This is a genomic window from Nostoc favosum CHAB5714, assembly GCF_020829495.1.
Classification (GTDB): domain Bacteria; phylum Cyanobacteriota; class Cyanobacteriia; order Cyanobacteriales; family Nostocaceae; genus Nostoc; species Nostoc favosum.
In genome coordinates, this window is sequence record NZ_JAIVFQ010000019.1 from 19,792 (window position 1) to 35,463 (window position 15,672).

At 39.9% G+C, this 15,672-nt stretch carries 20 protein-coding genes and 3 pseudogenes; 9 read left to right on the forward strand and 14 right to left on the reverse strand.

Annotation, left to right across the window (positions count from 1 at the left end; genetic code table 11):
- Positions 1-60 precede the first annotated feature (60 nt).
- The 3 genes from LC586_RS15180 to LC586_RS15190 all read left to right on the forward strand — a co-directional run bounded on the left by LC586_RS15180 (position 61) and on the right by LC586_RS15190 (position 2,710).
- On the forward strand, positions 61-492 hold the full coding sequence (locus tag LC586_RS15180) for a DUF1392 family protein (RefSeq protein ID WP_309143379.1): 432 nt from the start codon (positions 61-63) through the stop codon (positions 490-492).
- A gap of 1,095 nt (positions 493-1,587) precedes the next feature.
- A complete protein-coding gene (locus LC586_RS15185; RefSeq protein WP_229485613.1) occupies positions 1,588-2,226 on the forward strand; it encodes a tetratricopeptide repeat protein in 639 nt (212 codons plus the stop codon).
- A 220-nt stretch (positions 2,227-2,446) separates the two neighbouring features.
- Positions 2,447-2,710, forward strand: a complete 264-nt coding sequence (locus LC586_RS15190) for a hypothetical protein (RefSeq protein WP_190944757.1) — start codon at positions 2,447-2,449, stop codon at positions 2,708-2,710.
- Positions 2,711-2,829: 119 nt separating this feature from the next.
- Here LC586_RS15190 and LC586_RS41895 read toward each other — a convergent pair.
- The 3 genes and pseudogenes from LC586_RS41895 to LC586_RS15200 all read right to left on the reverse strand — a co-directional run.
- Positions 2,830-3,030 (reverse strand): annotated as a pseudogene (locus LC586_RS41895) (IS1 family transposase); the annotation flags it as partial.
- 309 nt (positions 3,031-3,339) lie between these two features.
- Entirely contained in the window at positions 3,340-4,086 is a 747-nt protein-coding gene (locus tag LC586_RS15195) for an S-layer homology domain-containing protein (RefSeq protein WP_229485614.1), read from the reverse strand.
- Between the two features lie 81 nt (positions 4,087-4,167).
- Positions 4,168-4,332, reverse strand: coding sequence for a hypothetical protein (locus tag LC586_RS15200; RefSeq protein WP_229485615.1), 165 nt, complete (start codon positions 4,330-4,332; stop codon positions 4,168-4,170).
- 359 nt (positions 4,333-4,691) lie between these two features.
- On the opposite strand from LC586_RS15200, the gene LC586_RS15205 reads away from it, so the two are divergent.
- A complete protein-coding gene (locus LC586_RS15205) occupies positions 4,692-5,477 on the forward strand; it encodes a DUF4198 domain-containing protein (protein WP_229485616.1) in 786 nt (261 codons plus the stop codon).
- A 391-nt stretch (positions 5,478-5,868) separates the two neighbouring features.
- The gene (locus LC586_RS40635; protein ID WP_267921677.1) at positions 5,869-6,000 is read left to right on the forward strand and encodes a hypothetical protein; all 132 of its coding nucleotides are present in this window, start codon (positions 5,869-5,871) and stop codon (positions 5,998-6,000) included.
- A gap of 159 nt (positions 6,001-6,159) precedes the next feature.
- Here LC586_RS40635 and LC586_RS15210 read toward each other — a convergent pair whose 3' ends face one another.
- Together LC586_RS15210 and LC586_RS42630 are read right to left on the reverse strand one after the other, a co-directional pair.
- Complete coding sequence (locus LC586_RS15210) at positions 6,160-6,300, reverse strand: hypothetical protein (protein ID WP_229485617.1); 141 nt, start codon at positions 6,298-6,300, stop codon at positions 6,160-6,162.
- A 60-nt stretch (positions 6,301-6,360) separates the two neighbouring features.
- Positions 6,361-6,486 (reverse strand): DUF7219 family protein, encoded by a 126-nt coding sequence (locus LC586_RS42630; protein WP_438822904.1) that lies wholly within the window; start codon positions 6,484-6,486, stop codon positions 6,361-6,363.
- A 644-nt stretch (positions 6,487-7,130) separates the two neighbouring features.
- Between LC586_RS42630 and LC586_RS15215 the strand changes: the two genes are divergently transcribed.
- Positions 7,131-8,096, forward strand: a complete 966-nt coding sequence (locus LC586_RS15215) for an acyl-CoA desaturase (protein ID WP_229485618.1) — start codon at positions 7,131-7,133, stop codon at positions 8,094-8,096.
- Between the two features lie 21 nt (positions 8,097-8,117).
- On the opposite strand, the gene LC586_RS15220 is transcribed toward LC586_RS15215, so the two are convergent.
- The 7 genes and pseudogenes from LC586_RS15220 to LC586_RS15245 form a co-directional block, all read right to left on the reverse strand.
- Complete coding sequence (locus LC586_RS15220; RefSeq protein WP_229485619.1) at positions 8,118-8,324, reverse strand: hypothetical protein; 207 nt, start codon at positions 8,322-8,324, stop codon at positions 8,118-8,120.
- A 44-nt stretch (positions 8,325-8,368) separates the two neighbouring features.
- The gene (locus LC586_RS40640; protein WP_267921678.1) at positions 8,369-8,494 is read right to left on the reverse strand and encodes a hypothetical protein; all 126 of its coding nucleotides are present in this window, start codon (positions 8,492-8,494) and stop codon (positions 8,369-8,371) included.
- A gap of 369 nt (positions 8,495-8,863) precedes the next feature.
- Entirely contained in the window at positions 8,864-9,373 is a 510-nt protein-coding gene (locus tag LC586_RS15225; protein WP_229485620.1) for a GNAT family N-acetyltransferase, read from the reverse strand.
- Positions 9,374-9,481: 108 nt separating this feature from the next.
- Positions 9,482-9,718: a hypothetical protein gene (locus LC586_RS15230; RefSeq protein ID WP_229485621.1), complete on the reverse strand. Its 237-nt coding sequence runs from the start codon at positions 9,716-9,718 to the stop codon at positions 9,482-9,484.
- 556 nt (positions 9,719-10,274) lie between these two features.
- Entirely contained in the window at positions 10,275-10,427 is a 153-nt protein-coding gene (locus LC586_RS15235; RefSeq protein WP_229485622.1) for a hypothetical protein, read from the reverse strand.
- Between the two features lie 213 nt (positions 10,428-10,640).
- A complete protein-coding gene (locus LC586_RS15240; RefSeq protein ID WP_229485686.1) occupies positions 10,641-11,942 on the reverse strand; it encodes a WD40 repeat domain-containing protein in 1,302 nt (433 codons plus the stop codon).
- A gap of 61 nt (positions 11,943-12,003) precedes the next feature.
- Positions 12,004-12,354 (reverse strand): annotated as a pseudogene (locus LC586_RS15245) (ATP-binding protein); the annotation flags it as partial.
- A gap of 197 nt (positions 12,355-12,551) precedes the next feature.
- Here LC586_RS15245 and LC586_RS15250 point away from each other — a divergent pair.
- Positions 12,552-12,690: pseudogene (locus tag LC586_RS15250) on the forward strand (VOC family protein); the annotation flags it as partial.
- A gap of 54 nt (positions 12,691-12,744) precedes the next feature.
- On the opposite strand, the gene LC586_RS15255 reads toward LC586_RS15250, so the two are convergent.
- Positions 12,745-13,413, reverse strand: coding sequence for a hypothetical protein (locus tag LC586_RS15255; RefSeq protein ID WP_229485623.1), 669 nt, complete (start codon positions 13,411-13,413; stop codon positions 12,745-12,747).
- A gap of 608 nt (positions 13,414-14,021) precedes the next feature.
- Between LC586_RS15255 and LC586_RS15260 the strand changes: the two genes are divergently transcribed.
- Both LC586_RS15260 and LC586_RS15265 read left to right on the forward strand, forming a co-directional pair.
- Positions 14,022-14,309 carry a hypothetical protein gene (locus tag LC586_RS15260; protein WP_229485624.1) on the forward strand — a complete coding sequence of 96 codons (288 nt, stop codon included), beginning with the start codon at positions 14,022-14,024 and terminating at the stop codon, positions 14,307-14,309.
- A gap of 668 nt (positions 14,310-14,977) precedes the next feature.
- Positions 14,978-15,181, forward strand: coding sequence for a ribbon-helix-helix domain-containing protein (locus LC586_RS15265; protein ID WP_190733635.1), 204 nt, complete (start codon positions 14,978-14,980; stop codon positions 15,179-15,181).
- Here LC586_RS15265 and LC586_RS15270 read toward each other — a convergent pair.
- Positions 15,152-15,664 (reverse strand): DinB/UmuC family translesion DNA polymerase, encoded by a 513-nt coding sequence (locus LC586_RS15270; protein WP_229485625.1) that lies wholly within the window; start codon positions 15,662-15,664, stop codon positions 15,152-15,154. The genes LC586_RS15265 and LC586_RS15270 overlap by 30 nt on opposite strands.
- Between the last annotated feature and the right edge of the window lie 8 nt (positions 15,665-15,672).

Genomic DNA, 15,672 nt, shown 5'->3' on the forward strand with positions numbered 1-15,672 from the left:
CTATATATACATTTTCGCAGTTTTTGATCCCTTTTTTTCAGATTTTGTGAGAAATCCGCGATTCCCCCCTTAGAAGTTTCCCTGCTGGAGAAAGTCTACGTCACTACCACCAAATCTTTCGGTTACTGTTGCGGTATAGAGTGGTCAGCTAAAGGCTGGAATTATCAGATTGTCTCCGGCAAGGATAATCTAACTGTTTTAGGACGTGAAATCATTGGTACAGGCAACTTACAATTAGTTACTAAAGAAAAGCCTGTGTTTGGACTGGGTGAATTAGTTGAGTTCCGATTTCATGGCGACGGGCCACCAACAAGGATTGTCCAGGGCATTCAACTGATTTGCGATTCCTGGTTCTACTGCATCGAATGGATGTCCCCAGAAATATCTGAAAACGGTGATGAGGTTTTTACTTTTAGAGATGCGATCGCCCTTGGCGGGGCTTCGCCCATCGCACCAGTAACTGACTATGATTTAGAGAGAGTGCAAGTATGACAGTACACACTTCATCCTACGTGGCGAAGTCCGAGGCGAGGCCATCTTCATCTCTTTGTACCCCGCCATAAACTGGAAAGGCAAACACCTTCCACTGTTGGCCCCTACCTCCGAACTGCTGAAATGGTGGAAAGCCTCTACCCAAAATACCGAAGCTGAAAAAAGCAGTACGAGCGTCGGTTTCTGCTGGTTCTTCAGGAGCGGCAGCAGCTGATTAAGCTTTGGGTACGGAAACAGCAGCAGGCCAGCGCAGATATTACCTTGTTGTGTTCCCTTAAAAACCAGGGATTTCTGCCACAGGTATATCGTCGGGCGGAAGGCCATGAGGCGATGGCTACCAGAATTATGGGGTGAGGAAGTTCCAACAGCTAATCAAATGTCCACAATTGGATCACAAAATTAGAACAGCTAAAGCTTTTTAGCTGTTCTAAGATTAGTGTGTTCCTTTATCGACAGCTTAATAGATGCTTATTATGATGTCTTCAGTTTACAAAAGTATAAAATCTGTCTACCTCAATACTGTTGCCAAGCATAGCAATTGAAAACAGTGGTTAGATTTACTGGAAGCTAACAAATGCTTAAAAAATCAAAGCCTCATTTTGGCCCGGTTCCTGCCCGAAACTTGATTTTTCGTCATGATTTTGATCGCTGAATCATTGTTCTAGTTATATTTTGGGAACCAATGGTTCCCATTTGCCCCTTCAACGCTGCGCCATAGACTCAAGCTGGTAATCGTCTGTGGAGGAGCGGTTGTTACTTGGGCAGGGATGAGGCCGGGGCGGCGATAGGAGAAGCTTAAGCTTTTGGCGATCGCTCTGTTAGGTGGGCGGATACGCGAACGCCTACGACAGGCGCACTTTCATAAAATACTCTACTGAATTATCCACTTGGGCAGAGTATATAAAAACCAATGCTTGGTTTACCAGCGTTTAACTTATATAAAAGTAATTATTTATACGCTTATAAAAGGACTGCATTTATTTTGACTGACTTTCTATAATTAATTACGGTATTTTATTGAAATCGTCTTTTTTGGGAATTTTAGGAACTCTTGCTGTATCTGTTACTGTTATTTACTCTTTGATTGTAAATTAAATGAAATTTTATTATTTTCTAGCTCCAGCATTAATAGGTGTATCAATTGCTTTCGTACAACCTCAAAATACTTTGGCACTCTCCTCAGCCGAAATTGCTAAAGTTGCCAAAGCTATTACTGTAGAAATTGATAATTATGATAGTTCTGGTACTGAAGCCACTAAACGAGTCAATACCTTTTTGAGACTCTCAGCTAAAACTGGGGCAGATGTGGGCGTTAGTACACCTAAGATACCAACAGCCACAGTACCGAAAGCTGATGACTTCTATATTCAGGCTGGGGATAAGTACAAAAAAGGAGACTTGCAAGGGGCGATCGCCGATTTCAACCAAGCCATCAAGATTAATCCTAACTTTGCCCAAGCCTACTACAACCGGGGAGTTGTCCGCTCTGCATCAGGAGACTTGCAAGGGGCGATCGCCGATTTCAACCAAGCCATCAAGATTAATCCTAACTTTGCCAATGCCTACAATAACCGGGGAAATGCCCGCTTTGACTTGAGAGACTTGCAAGGGGCGATCGTTGATTTCAACCAAGCCATCAAGATTAATCCTAACTTTGCCAATACCTATTACAACCGGGGTATTGCCCGCTCTGAATTGAGAGACAAACAAAGGGCAATCACCGATTATAACTAAGCCATCAAGATTAATCCTAACGATGCCCTAGCCTACAGCAGACGGAAACCTTGGGAAACAATAATATCCTCTACGCTTGTTGCGTCTATTTATATAGCTCAACTTATATAGCTCAACCCTTGATCTTCGGAAAAATATCACCAAATCGACAGAACCATCTGCTTTAGCTGGCAAGATAGAATCGTAATGAAAGTTAACATTGTTAAATATATCTTCAATTATGTTTCCTAACCTTGTGGAAGATACCAAAGAATACTGGTGCAAGTTAAATGAGTTAGAAGTTGCTTACCAAAAAGGTGAAGTCTCTATTGAAGAGGTAGATGCGAGGGTTAAATTGCTGATGACTGAATTAGGTAAAAGTCGCCAGGCAGCATTAAACTACGTTTTGAATAGCTTTTACCATCTTTTGAATGAGCAAGGAGAAGCAATTGTTGGTATAGCAATTTTAGGAGTCATTAGCTACGCTTGGGTGGTTCTCAGCTAAGTAGGCGGCTAGAATAAAATGTAAGATAAAAGAGATTTGTTCTTTGTAGAGGGGCAATATTGCTAATGTCTGCACCCATAAAGATAAATTGGCAATGTTCTAGATCGGTTGCTATGTCCTTAAACTAGTAAACCAAACTCATAGCGGTTGATGAATAAACCTATAACTATGCCGTACATCTCCTCTGTTTTAGAAAAGCAAATTGTCTTCCAAGCTAGCTGTTTGATTCTTGTTCTTAATCTCAAGTGCTTCTGTTCAATTCGTTGAATCTTCTGTTTAACTATCTCATGACGCTGTGCTGGTAAATGTCGTTCATAGGCTCTCCACCCATCTAATCAATTAGAAAGTTCGAGATGTGAAATGCTCCCAAACTAGCGGACTGAATGGTGCTATCAAACTGCTATAACTTAATAAACCAAGCCCAATACAACCCCATCATTTGTATGCCTGTAAACCAATGGTTATTAAAACTTGGTTAAACATGAATGCACCATTACCCCAAGGTAGCGATCGCACGGTTATGGAAGGAGATTGTTAATCACCATTGGTGACGGGCGATAAGCTTTCGCCTAAGCATAAAGGGGATCGCTTACTCCTGCTTTGGACACATAAACAACGCAGAGTTAAACTTACTTCCTAAGACAGTTGAGCAAGCGTAATGTAGCTGCTGCGGCATAATTACGCCGTGTCCCAAGATTGGGAGAAAAGGCATTTCCAGTTTCGTTGACGGGAGTTGCAACACCGCAATAGACAGACATCTCTGTAATTGGTTTTTTCGCCCAATGGTTAGATATATCACTGAACACTATTGCTTGCTGCTTGTTTATTAGGGCTGAAATTCCTCCACCCTCATCAGCATATTGGATGGCTTTACGCAATACCGCCATCAACTCAGCACGGGTTACTGTTTGGCTAGGACGAAAAGTACCATCAGAATAGCCTTGCATAATCCCGTTAAATTTTGCCCACTCAATCATTGCAGCACTCCAACGGGTTGCGTTTACATCCCGAAAAGGCTTGCTGGTGACTTTCAATAAGTTTCCTGCTGCTGGCGGTGGGTCATGTGGCACAGTCGCACTACTTACGGGTAGCTTACTGAGCGCGTTTATTACCATCGATATCATCTGTTCACGCGTTAAGTCTAACGTGGGACGAAAGGTATTATTAGAAGTGAAGCCTGCAATAAGCCCTTTCTGAACAGCCTCTTGAATCTCTTGGGCATAAACATCAGCGTCAACATCGGTAAAGCTTGGCACTTGGGCAACTACTGGTTTAGTCATGAAAGCACATAACACTATAATCGCAGTAGTACCTGCTCCCGTTTTGGCAGGTAGTGAACCCAAAAAATTAAAAGTTGATTTGAGCAAAGGTTTCATAATGAATTGAATGCTTACCTTTGTAGACGTTGCTCTCTTTAATCAGGTTTCTTAAAGTTATTAGTTATACCTGAAATTTCGCTATTGCTGCCGTCGGGCAACAGATGATTGGGCGATCACCCGAATAGTACTACCCTTTGACCAGTATCTACCCAAACAACTTGAACCTATCTCACAAAAATACTCTACTGAGTTATTCACATCAATAGAGTATATAAATTTACTATAATCATCTTTTACCAGCATTCAGTTTATACTTTAGCAATTATCTATACCTCTGTATAAGTACTGGAAATATTGCCTACAGCGATCATCCCAGAAGAGACAAACTTTCGGCAAAATGTCTCGGATTCTTTGATAACTTACTAAAGTTTGTAGTTGAAAAAATACATTTAATATTTATTATTTTAACCTTAATCTCTATCTAAAGATAGTTATTCTCCAAATAAATAATTTCTAATTTATTCTGAATATTTAGGAAAACTTAAGAAAATATAAATATTTAAATTTTATCCCTGGCGGGGGGATTGTTCAGTCTTAAAAAAACTGGTTTTCTGATTACGTAATTAAGTATTAAGACCAAATACAACTTTCAGGAGAATTAAATGCTGCTCAAAAAAATTCCAGGTCTGCTCATAGCGGCAGCTATTCTACCATGCTTTATTCAATCGGCTTCCGCTCACGTTATTTGGTTTGAGAAAGAAAATGCTCAATACAATTTGTTATTTGGGCATCCCGAAGAAGGCCCACAATTCTATGATGTGAAAAAATTCACAGGAGCAGAAGTTTACGATATAAACAAACAAACAATTCCTTTTAGCATTAATCAAACATCAGACCAGTTATATCTAACTGCTGATAAAGAAGTAGCCGCAATCACAGCATCATTGGATAATGGCTATGTTGCAGAAGTAGGTGATGATGCTTATTACGATATTACAGCCTCGGAAGTTGGGAACTACCAAAATGTTAGGCATTTGCTCAAGTACACTAAAGCTTTGTATAACTGGTCAGATGCCTTAGCACAATCTTTCGATCTACCCTTGGAAATCTTACCTTTACAAAACCCTTTTGCTGAGGATTTGTCAGGCAGTTTATTAGTTCAAATTCTGGCTCAAGGCAAACCAGTCAGCGATTCAGTTACTGTAGAATACCTTGGGCAAGAAGTAGCAAAAAATGCGGATGGCACTTTTTCTATTCCCATCGGTACACAAGGGCTAGTACAAGCAATTGAAGCCAGCTACTCAATATCATCTGGAGGTATAACGACTTCTTACGAAACTGGCTTTACAGCACAAAAAACTTCTTTACCCGATCCATCAGCATTACTTGGTCTTAGCGTAGTTGGATTGCTGGGATTATACAAAAAAAGGTTTTTCGCCAAAGCTTAATTACGAATTAGTCTCAATGCGCTTGGGTTAAGCCAGAAAAATAAATTTGCGTAGGTTGGGGAGCCATTGCGCCCTTGCGGTTCCCCGACTTGTTCGCTTTTAGCATTCCCGCTTACTTACCAAGTGGCGAACTTGCTTTCTGGTAACGGTTCTGTTGCTATCAGATTGCTCAAGCACCAACAACAGATCAATCCTGGGAAGTCTGCAAACTGGTATTTGGAGAAAGTAATTTATGACTTGAAACGGGATCGACATTGATAATTCCTTGCAAAAATTCAACCGAGCCTCTTGGGCCTGTGTAGACACCATCCAGTTGGATTTTGACAACCAATGGTTGTCATTCGCCACTGAAGCGGCATACCATTATCACCCCGAATAACTCCACACAGGGATGATCGCATATGATTGTCCTTCATTGCGATTGCTATTCATCCAGCGATCGCCTGAAGCTGTCTTCGTATCCTTTGGAGAAGGCTTAAGCGAGAGCTTATCGCCGACTCCAGAATCCCGTCAGTTCAACTAAGGCAGCAGCATACATATAGCCTGAAATAGGACAAATACACTCCTATTCAGCGAAAATTATGCTAAAATGCTGGTCAGAACCAGTTCTAAGCAGCCTAACTAGATAACATCAGTCATATTTTGTTTTTACCTCCAAAGATTCCATCACGCGGGTGAGTGATTACGATTTGGAAAGGGTGCGGTTATGACGGTGTACGCCTCTTCCTATGGTGGCTCTCATCCGAGGCGAGGCTGTTTCAAAGCTTAAGCTTTTGGCGATCGCAGATGTGGGGCGTACACCGCTCCTGGTTGCCGTAGGCATCAAAACGAGAGTGCAAATCTACAACTCGTTCCTTGACAAGCTCTAAGCAAGTATTAATAATTACTCAATTATATATTCGCCGATTCCTAGTGCCTTATAGCTCTGTGTTAACTGCTGCCAAAGTGACTCAATTTGCTCATAGGACTCCGACACAGAAAGTTTTCCTCCAGTCTGTAGATTACAGATGTAACTTTAAAATTAAAATCAATTTTCTACTTGAATATCATTCCCACAAATAAAATATAACCTTTATTAAGTATTCATGAAATTCAACATATTCACTCTAAAAATTATAACAATGCTGCTCTATGCCTTAAGGTTAATATATATTTTCTAATTTATCAATAAAACTTATCCGTAAGATACTTTTGTTTTCTATTTAAAACGTCTATTTTAAAGATAAACATGAAAAATATTTGTATAAATCGTAATTGAGGAAAATTGTGGTTCATTCCTTAAAAGTTAAGTAGCAAGTAAATATCTACTGGGGTTAGCGGTCATACTACAGCCAAAGTTACCTCGCTTCACCAATCAGCTTGGTACATTCAACCGGATACGGGCATCGTAATCATTCGCAAAAATCCCTAGATTGGCAGTTCACAACAGCGGATGCCCCTATCCGTCTCAAGCATCTTTATCCACAAATAGAAAATTAACAGACCACTAGCTTGTAGTTCGGGTTTTTTCTTTTCTGCCTTCACTTGAAATACTTATCAACATAGTCCACTTCAAGGCTACTTCCCTAACTCGAGTAATGAAGCCAGATCCTAATCCCCTTGTGATTAATGACAACTACGTTTGTTTAGAAGTAAGTAGCTTACCAGATACATATGCAACCAAATACCACAAAAGAACTTGAGTTTTCTACAGCTTTAACTCCTAGAAGCCGAATAACCTTGGCGAATAAAGAGTTACAGAATCAACAAAGGTATATAGCTAGGACTACTGTATTAATCCCTTTTCTTGGCTCAGTTCTCGCCATTGGATTATTGCCGCTATTAGGGATTGGTTTGATCGAATTATCGTTGTTGGTTAGTATGTACATTTTAACGGGGCTTGGAATTACTGTAGGCTTTCATCGATACTTTGCACACAGAGCTTTCAAGTCAAACAAAGTGATAGAGATCACTCTAGCCATTCTTGGCTCTATGGCTGCTCAAGGACCTGTAATTTTTTGGGTAGCTACTCATAGATGCCATCATCAGTACAGCGATCAGCCCAACGATCCTCATTCACCTCGTCTTCATGGAAACGGAATTTATAATCAATTACGCGGACTATGCTATGCCCATATTGGCTGGCTGTTTGAGAGCTTGATTGTGAATCCATTAATTTTTGCCAAAGACTTGGTTCACAACCCTACCATTGTCAAAATTAATCAGCTTTACCTAATTTGGATAATACTAGGTCTTGCTATTCCTACGGCTATAGAAGGGATTCTTACAGGAAGTACTATTGGAGCATTCCAAGGGTTTATGTGGGGAGGAATTGTCCGAATCTTCTTATCTCACCACACGACTTGGTGCATCAATTCCATTACCCACGTCTTTGGTCGCTACCGTTTTGAAAACGCTGATCAAAGCGGAAATATTATTTGGCTTGCCATTGTAACTCTTGGAGAAGGGTGGCATAACAACCATCATGCTTTCCCAAACTCGGCAAAGTTTGGTCTGAAATGGTGGCAATTTGATCTAGGTTACTGGGTTATCCGGTCTCTTGAAGTAACAGGTATGGCTTGGGATGTTAAAAGTCCAACACCAGGCATGATACAGGCTAAACAGATTACTTCTGTATAAGGCAATACTGTTAAGTTAAGGCTATGCAGTGCTAAGAATAACGAAAATAGGGGGACGATTTCGTGTGCCAGTACCTCGGTGTTTTAATCTTTTTGAGCGAAACTTAGATACAGGTTTTTTGACAACTCTGGGGTTGGTACGATGAACTCGTTCTGCTAGCAATGTATCCAGAATTTCCAAATTCAACCAACGTAAAAAAAAGGGAGTGCTTGGTGTGCTTTTACCCATAAATTGACCAAAAATGAATCATAACTTGACCAAAATTGTGTAACTTAAAGGATAAAGTGACCGAAATTAAAGGATAAAATGGCCGCGCCAATCAAGCTGGAATGCTTATTTTCCCGTTGTACACAATCTACGGTGATCGCATTCAATTCTGCCAAATACGCTTCTGCCATAGGTTCTGTTCTCCGGCCACTTAATGCTTTAAAAACGGCCACATTATCCTTTAAGTGACATGATGCGGCAAGCTTATCCTTTAATTTTCGGCAATCTTTTCCTTTAAGTCACAGATTGTGAACTATATCATGTCCTAAAAATAGCCCAAGAATCAAATCTTATTCAGACTGCTGAAGCGTTAGAGAATCAACTATCCCAACTGCAACAAGAATTGGGAGATAATTCAGACACACAATTGCAGTCACTAATGAGCTTGTAAAATGCTTACGACGGTAACTGAAATTCGCGGCATAACGGCTACGATCAGAGGTTGCTAAAAACTCGAACTCAGCACGAGTGGCTTTCTTCAATCCTCTACACCGCATTTGTTAGGCATCACAAATGAACAAACTAACACTCTTACTATCATCAGATAGTTTAATCATTCGTTCAAAGCTTAGTCCTAGTTTTTTGAGCAACTTTGCTGAACCATAATTGTCCGGTGTAGTAATAGCGACAATACGAGTTAAGCCGAAGGTTCTTCTTCCATACATCATAACAGCAGAAGCAGATTCATAGGCGTATCCTTTTCCCCGGAACTTAGGAAGAAAGGCAAACCCAACATCTACATCCTCCAAGGAATCTCTTTTTATCAAACCGCAAATTCCAATCGAGGCGCTCTTCCCCTTTAGCTCAACCAAATACAATCCGAAGCCGAGACGCTCATACATAGCAACCAGATTCTTCAAAATATATTCACGAGCATCATCGAGAGTTCTCACACCTTTATCACCAATAAAGTGCAACCACAAAGGGTCATTCAATATCTCAAGAATGAACTCGCTATCTTCAACTGTCAGCCGACGAAGAACTAAACGCTCTGTTTCAAGAACTCTCATAGTCGAACACCTTGTTATCGATGTCTAACTATTTATTATGCTGATGAAATTGGGCTGATTGTTCCTATTGCTTCCTGGGTACTGCATGAAACTTGTTGTCAACTTAAACTAAATTTGATTTACAACAGCTTTCAAACGCTTTAAGCGCTGATTCTGTTCTGACCACTTTTTGCAAGCATCTTTAACGATTTCTATCTCTGAGGGCGATAAATGCTCATCCCCTTGCCCAGAAGCTATAATTTTAGCTGCTATAACCGCTTTTTCATACTCCACACCGTACTTAACCAGTTCTGTGCAAAATATTTTTTCTCTTTCTTCTATTGATGTAAAATAACTACTTGGCATTGTTCAACAGATAATATAAGTGTTATTTTGAAACTACATCAACAAAAATAAGTTTCCGTTTCAAATCCTACAAATTCTATAAATTTATGACTTCTACCTAAAGATACTTAAATAAACATAGTTAATTTACATCTATAGGGATAAGACGCTGTGAGGGTTTGAGAGCATCAGCCAACAAAAATATTAAAATATAATTAAATATTTTTCAAAGTAAGCAAGAAACAAACAAGTGGTTGTATCCAGGTAAGGGGTTGCCTCTGGTTATTTCTGAACAAATGCTTACCTCTAGAAACCAAAATTAAGAATTTCAGATATTGTAATACACACTTGACGCTTCATGTTACTGTTGCGATTATGTCTTCCACAGTCCACGATACTCAGGCAACAATTACAGGCTGTAGAAACCTTTTTACCAAGGGCAGTGGCAAAGGCGGACCGATTCCTCAAAGGCAGTGATTCTCACAAAAATACTCTACTGAGTTATTCACATCAATAGAGTATATAAATTTACTATAATCATCTCTCGCTAGCATTCAATTTATAATTTTGCAAATATTTATACCTCTGTATAAGTACTAGAAATCTTGCCTACAGCGATCGCATGAAGCACTGCATGAGGGCAATCACTCCAAAACCTACTGTCATCACTGCGGCTATCTCCTGATATCCCTTGACAGGATAGATTATATTCGTGCGTTGCTCCTGGCATTACTCAAGGCCTGCGATCGCTGCCCTAAGAAAAACCTGTGTTTCGCTTGGGTGAGTTGGTCGAGTTTCGATTGAAGTGGTGGAAGTCATCAGCCCAAGATACTGAAGCTGAAAAAAGAGTACGAACGTAGGTTCCGAGAGATTCTTCAGAAACGGCAGCAGCTGATTGAGCTTTGGGTGCAAAGACAGCAGCTTTTCTTGTGCAGATATTACATTACTGTGTTTCCTTGAAGATCGGGATTTCTGTTACAGTCCATAAAATTACAGTCTTGTCAAAACTGCTAGAAGCGAGGGTTTTACCATCTGGACTATACACTACATCCCAGACAGAATCAGTATGCCCAGTGAGTGTTTTGATGGCTTTACCCGTGTTTATATTCCATATTTTGATCGTCTTGTCTGCACTGCTAGAAGTGAGGGTTTTACCATCTGGACTATACACTATGCCCCTGACAGAATTAGTATGTCCAGCGAGTGTTTTGATGGATTTACCTGTGTTTATATCCCATATTTTGATGGTCTTGTCTCTACTGCTAGAAGCGAGGGTTTTACCATCTGGACTATACACTACGCCATAGACATAACCAGTATGCCCAGTGAGTGTTTTGATAGGTTTACCCGTGTTTATATCCCATATTTTGATAGTCCTGTCTAAACTACTAGAAGCGAGGGTTTTACCATCTGGACTATACACTACGCCAAAGACAGAATCAGTATGCCCAGTGAGTGTTTTGATGGCTTTACCCGTGTTTATATCCCATATTTTGATGGTATTGTCCCTACTGCTAGAAGCGAGGATTTTACCATCTGGACTATACACTATGCCAAAGACAGAATCAGTATGCCCAGTGAGTGTTTTGATGGGTTTACCCGTGTTTATATTCCATATCTTTATGGTCTTGTCTCTACTGCTAGAAGCCAGCGTTTTGCCATCTGGACTACACACTACACCAAAGACAAAATCAGTATGCCCAGTGAGTGTTTTGATGGCTTTACCCATGTTTATATCCCATATTTTGATGGTCTTGTCTAAACTGCTAGTAGCAAGGGTTTTGCCATCTGGACTATACACTACACCCCAGACAGAATCAGTATGCCCTTCTAAAGTATTAAGCTCTATAGCGCTATTTGCTAAGTTCTCCGTTGGTCGTAAATAAACTGCTTGCTGTAAAGCTGTAACACTTTTCAGTTGAATATCATTTGATGCCCAAGACGGAAGTTTCTCATTCGCTTTTAATGCTTCTACTGTAGCATCTTTGCTTTCTCCAGAAACAAGATGTGCTTTTGAAGAATTAGTCAGTGCATTAATTTCGCTAATTGTGGCAAGATTTCTTTGCTCAATATCAAGATTTCTTTGTCCTTTGGCTTGGTGTGTTTGAAAGAACGCTGTAACTGCCAGCACAGCTAAGACTACTCCTGCTGCAACCGAACCAAACAGAGCGCGTTTCAAAAAACTATTAAGTTTGACTTCACCAAGTTTTCTTTGTTGCTTTTCTTGTTCTAGTTCATCAAGCATGATTTTCTCCAGACTTTGGCTCACACGGTGAGCGATAAGCTCTTCTTAAGCCTTCTCCAAAAGATACGCTAGCGCGAACGGCTATCGCTAGCAACACATCCGCAATGTCCACGTCTGTCATTTCCAAGTCTTCACTCGACTCAAAATATACTACGTGATAACCTGAATCTTCTAATTCCACCTGTAGCCTTACTAGCTCTGTCGATTTTCCACAGCCGATATGACCAGTGAAAAGGGTGCAGGTCGGTTCGTTCGCTTTGAAGAATGTGATTTTCTGCTTCAGCTTACCAATAATATCGCCACCCCTGACTGAAGAGAAATCAATGTAGTACTTTTTATCTGAACCTTGATTCACGTACAAAGTCCGGCTGGGGTCTGTTCGCTGGAAAAACTCTAGTAAATCTATAGTCATAAAAAAAGTAATATATTCTTGTTTTGACAGCAGTTGGGTTAAGGCATAGCTGGACTGGCAGAAAGAGAGGGCTTATGCCTTATACAACTTGAGTATTCACTTTTACGGACTGTAGCGCAATATTCCGATTGCAGGAAGTCAATAACGCACTGCGCGTATAATTACGATTGTTACCAGTGGCTGCATATCAATCCTTACGGGTTAAAGAGAAAGGTATTGAATATAACAGTGACCCGATGCATCAAAATAAAGGTCAAATAAACCAGAGTAAGGGCGCGTGGTTTCTATTTTTATGACCCCAATGGGCATAAGTCAGAATTGCTGACTCGTGCTTAGAGAGAGCCTCAAGCGTGGAAATACGTGAAAGTTAAGCGCACAGTATTTATTAGGTTAATTAGAGGCATTAATATAGTGTTTTCGCCACAACAAAAAAGTAGCCACAATTATACCTATTCCAGTTAGTGCGGCAGTAGTGTTTGGTTCTGGAACTTTTTGGGTTGTCAACACAGAGATAGCGCCACTTATTCTCACAGAACCTCTGCTTGGGCTAGTTGTATCTACTAAAAGATTGCCTACTTGATAAATTTCAAAACCATTAAGCGTACCAGTTGCACCTTGAAATAAACCTTGACCACCAGTGATGTTGTTAATATTAGTGCCAGTAGTAGTCAAGTTTGTTAAATCAACAACACCTGTACCATTTTCAACTTCGTAAAATAATTTATTGTTACCTTCTCCAAATAACGTCACTCCACCAAGTGGTAAAGAAAGTAAACCAAATGTTTCTGGATTGCTACTAAAGCGGTATGAAGCACTGCTTAAATCAGTTTGGACATAGAGTAAACCACTAGCTTTGGTTAAACCAAAAGGTGCGTTATTACTTGAACCTGAAATAGTTCTTGCTGTTATATTTTCAGTAATGGGATAAAAAAGCGCAGATGATGCGTCATAGGTGGCATCAAACTTGTAGGTAGTTTGCGCCCTTGCACTTTCTACACTCGAAGATAAACCAACTAAGGTAAGGAATCCTAGAAGCCACGAACTATATGAGCGTAGCATAATTGCTTTTATTAAAAGTATAGATTACTGAATATCAGGATACAGCAACAAGAAAGGATTTTACGCTAATGAATCAGGCAATCGCTGATTTGATATATCTGACAACACATAGTGGGTAAGTAATCCCTGTTTTCAGAAGACAACCTGTTTAATGTCAGTTCGGGTTAAGAAGATTTATTCAGCGTCAGTTGACGGAAACGACGCAAACACGTTGACATATCTCAGAATCAAGCAACGGGGGAAAAGGGGAAGGGGAAAGCTAGAAACCAAAATTAAGAATTTTAGATATCGTGATATACACTTGACGCTTCATCTTACTGTTGCGATTATTCTTCCACAGTCCACGATACCTCTTGCAACAATTGCAGGCTGTAGAAAACCCCTTTACGAAGGGCAGTGATTCTTACAAAAATACTCTACCGAGTTATTCACATCAATAGAGTATATGAATTTACTACAATCATCTTTTACCAGCATTTAGTTTATACTTTAGCAAATATTTATATCTCTGTATAAGTACTGTAAATCTTGCCTAACTTTCGGCAAAATGTTTCGGATTGCCTGATAACTTACTGTATTCTGGGATATCGTTCTTTGTGGAAAGCCAAATGATTCCTATAGATATGCAACGACTCATCAAAAAAACCTCTAACCCAGTTCGCAAGAAAATAGAAGTAACCCCATCATCGACTGAATCCATTGAGATGCCTGAAAGTCAAAATATTCCTGAACGAGTGATTGAACCAAATCCACCTGTGTACATTGAAGACTACGTTTCCGAATCCGAATCCGAATACATTTCAGAACACTATCGCCCCCTACGCTCTATTGGCAACTCAGGGTGGCAACCGTCTGATGTGTGGCGAGAGTTGAGGGTTGATGATTTCTGTGAGTAAATTAAGCTCTGACTGAATAAAAATTAATATATCATGCTAAATTACCTTCAAAAAAGCTATGAAACCCTTACTAGGCAAGAAAAATCAACATTATTTACTAGTTATTTATGGGTTTAGCACTGATTCGGGCTTTTGAGCTTAATTTTCGAGCCTAGTTTTGATATCTAACTAATAATTTGGCATAACAGATACTGAAGAACCAAAATTATTAAACCTTAAGCAAGCTAGAAAATTTTCTAGCTTGCTTAAGGTTTCGTTAAATTATAGAGTTAAATATAGTGCTTGAATGAAAGTCTACATCCAGAGTAGTTAGTCAATTTTACCTTTGGGTAAAGAGCAAATGAATTTTAGATGCAATTGTATGAAGATAAGGTTTACTAAATTCAATTGGCAATACTTGCTGATTATACGCCTCTTGCAAGGCTCACTTCGATTGCGCTTTGCTTAACAATATTTACAAAAAATACAAGTTCATTTCAAATGTTCTAAAGTTCATATAAATGATTTATCAGTGAAGTTTTGGGCTACAAGTAAATACTCTGGAAAGGGATGTGCTAAAAATAGTTTTACGGCAAGTATGCTGTGGTTAACATCTATATATTTGTTAAGTATTGCACTTGGCATTTAAAGTCTAGATAATTCATTAAATTTAATTATTAGGGCAAGTCATGAACAAAAAATGGGCTATCAAACGAATCACAATAAATCTCGCATCAGTTGAAAGCGAAAAACTTGAACGATATTGTGCAATGACAGGTAGACCTGCAACTGATGTGATTCGGGAGTTGATTCGCTCTCTCTCCATAACCGAGCTGTCAGCGTCTGAACAGACTACACCTACGCTAAAATATGATGTTCCCATTCTGAAATAATGGCAGTTGAATTACTTGGGTTTGTTTGGCGTTATCAAGGTTAGACAACGAAATGCCCAGCAACCTAATACTGCGGTTTTCCAGATCAATCGACTCAAACAGCGCTTTGGCTATCTCAAAAATCGTAGAGAGTTCACTGAGGGGAGCAAGCATTGTTTTACTGCGGGTTAAACGCTGATAATCAGAAAACTTGACTTTCAGAGTTAATGTGCGACCGCGCGTTTCGTGCTGCTCTAAGCGTTGCTCGACGATTTGGGCAATCTGTTCGAGTTCTTGCAACATCTGACCGACATCGCTTAAGTCTTGTGCAAACGAGGTTTCTGCACCGATGGACTTACGAACCCGATTCGCCTCAACTGGACGGTCATCTTCTGCTCTGGCAATCTTATAGTAGTATTGTCCTGCTTTACCAAAGTGGTGTGTTAACTCAGTCAGCGATCGCTCCTTCAAATCTACACCAGTGTGAATGCCGAGTGAGTGCATCTTAGCCG

Bases quoted from the DNA above. Each gene is read 5' to 3' on its own strand.
- LC586_RS15185 (WP_229485613.1), top strand. From the start codon at position 1,588: ATGAAATTTTATTATTTTCTAGCTCCAGCATTAATAGGTGTATCAATT.
- LC586_RS15190 (WP_190944757.1), top strand. From the start codon at position 2,447: ATGTTTCCTAACCTTGTGGAAGATACCAAAGAATACTGGTGCAAGTTA.
- LC586_RS15195 (WP_229485614.1), bottom strand. From the start codon at position 4,086: ATGAAACCTTTGCTCAAATCAACTTTTAATTTTTTGGGTTCACTACCT.
- LC586_RS15200 (WP_229485615.1), bottom strand. From the start codon at position 4,332: ATGCTGGTAAAAGATGATTATAGTAAATTTATATACTCTATTGATGTG.
- LC586_RS15205 (WP_229485616.1), top strand. From the start codon at position 4,692: ATGCTGCTCAAAAAAATTCCAGGTCTGCTCATAGCGGCAGCTATTCTA.
- LC586_RS40635 (WP_267921677.1), top strand. From the start codon at position 5,869: ATGATCGCATATGATTGTCCTTCATTGCGATTGCTATTCATCCAGCGA.
- LC586_RS15210 (WP_229485617.1), bottom strand. From the start codon at position 6,300: ATGCCTACGGCAACCAGGAGCGGTGTACGCCCCACATCTGCGATCGCC.
- LC586_RS15215 (WP_229485618.1), top strand. From the start codon at position 7,131: ATGCAACCAAATACCACAAAAGAACTTGAGTTTTCTACAGCTTTAACT.
- LC586_RS15220 (WP_229485619.1), bottom strand. From the start codon at position 8,324: ATGGGTAAAAGCACACCAAGCACTCCCTTTTTTTTACGTTGGTTGAAT.
- LC586_RS40640 (WP_267921678.1), bottom strand. From the start codon at position 8,494: ATGGCAGAAGCGTATTTGGCAGAATTGAATGCGATCACCGTAGATTGT.
- LC586_RS15225 (WP_229485620.1), bottom strand. From the start codon at position 9,373: ATGAGAGTTCTTGAAACAGAGCGTTTAGTTCTTCGTCGGCTGACAGTT.
- LC586_RS15230 (WP_229485621.1), bottom strand. From the start codon at position 9,718: ATGCCAAGTAGTTATTTTACATCAATAGAAGAAAGAGAAAAAATATTT.
- LC586_RS15235 (WP_229485622.1), bottom strand. From the start codon at position 10,427: ATGCCAGGAGCAACGCACGAATATAATCTATCCTGTCAAGGGATATCA.
- LC586_RS15240 (WP_229485686.1), bottom strand. From the start codon at position 11,942: ATGCTTGATGAACTAGAACAAGAAAAGCAACAAAGAAAACTTGGTGAA.
- LC586_RS15255 (WP_229485623.1), bottom strand. From the start codon at position 13,413: ATGCTACGCTCATATAGTTCGTGGCTTCTAGGATTCCTTACCTTAGTT.
- LC586_RS15260 (WP_229485624.1), top strand. From the start codon at position 14,022: ATGATTCCTATAGATATGCAACGACTCATCAAAAAAACCTCTAACCCA.
- LC586_RS15265 (WP_190733635.1), top strand. From the start codon at position 14,978: ATGAACAAAAAATGGGCTATCAAACGAATCACAATAAATCTCGCATCA.
- LC586_RS15270 (WP_229485625.1), bottom strand. From the start codon at position 15,664: ATGCACTCACTCGGCATTCACACTGGTGTAGATTTGAAGGAGCGATCG.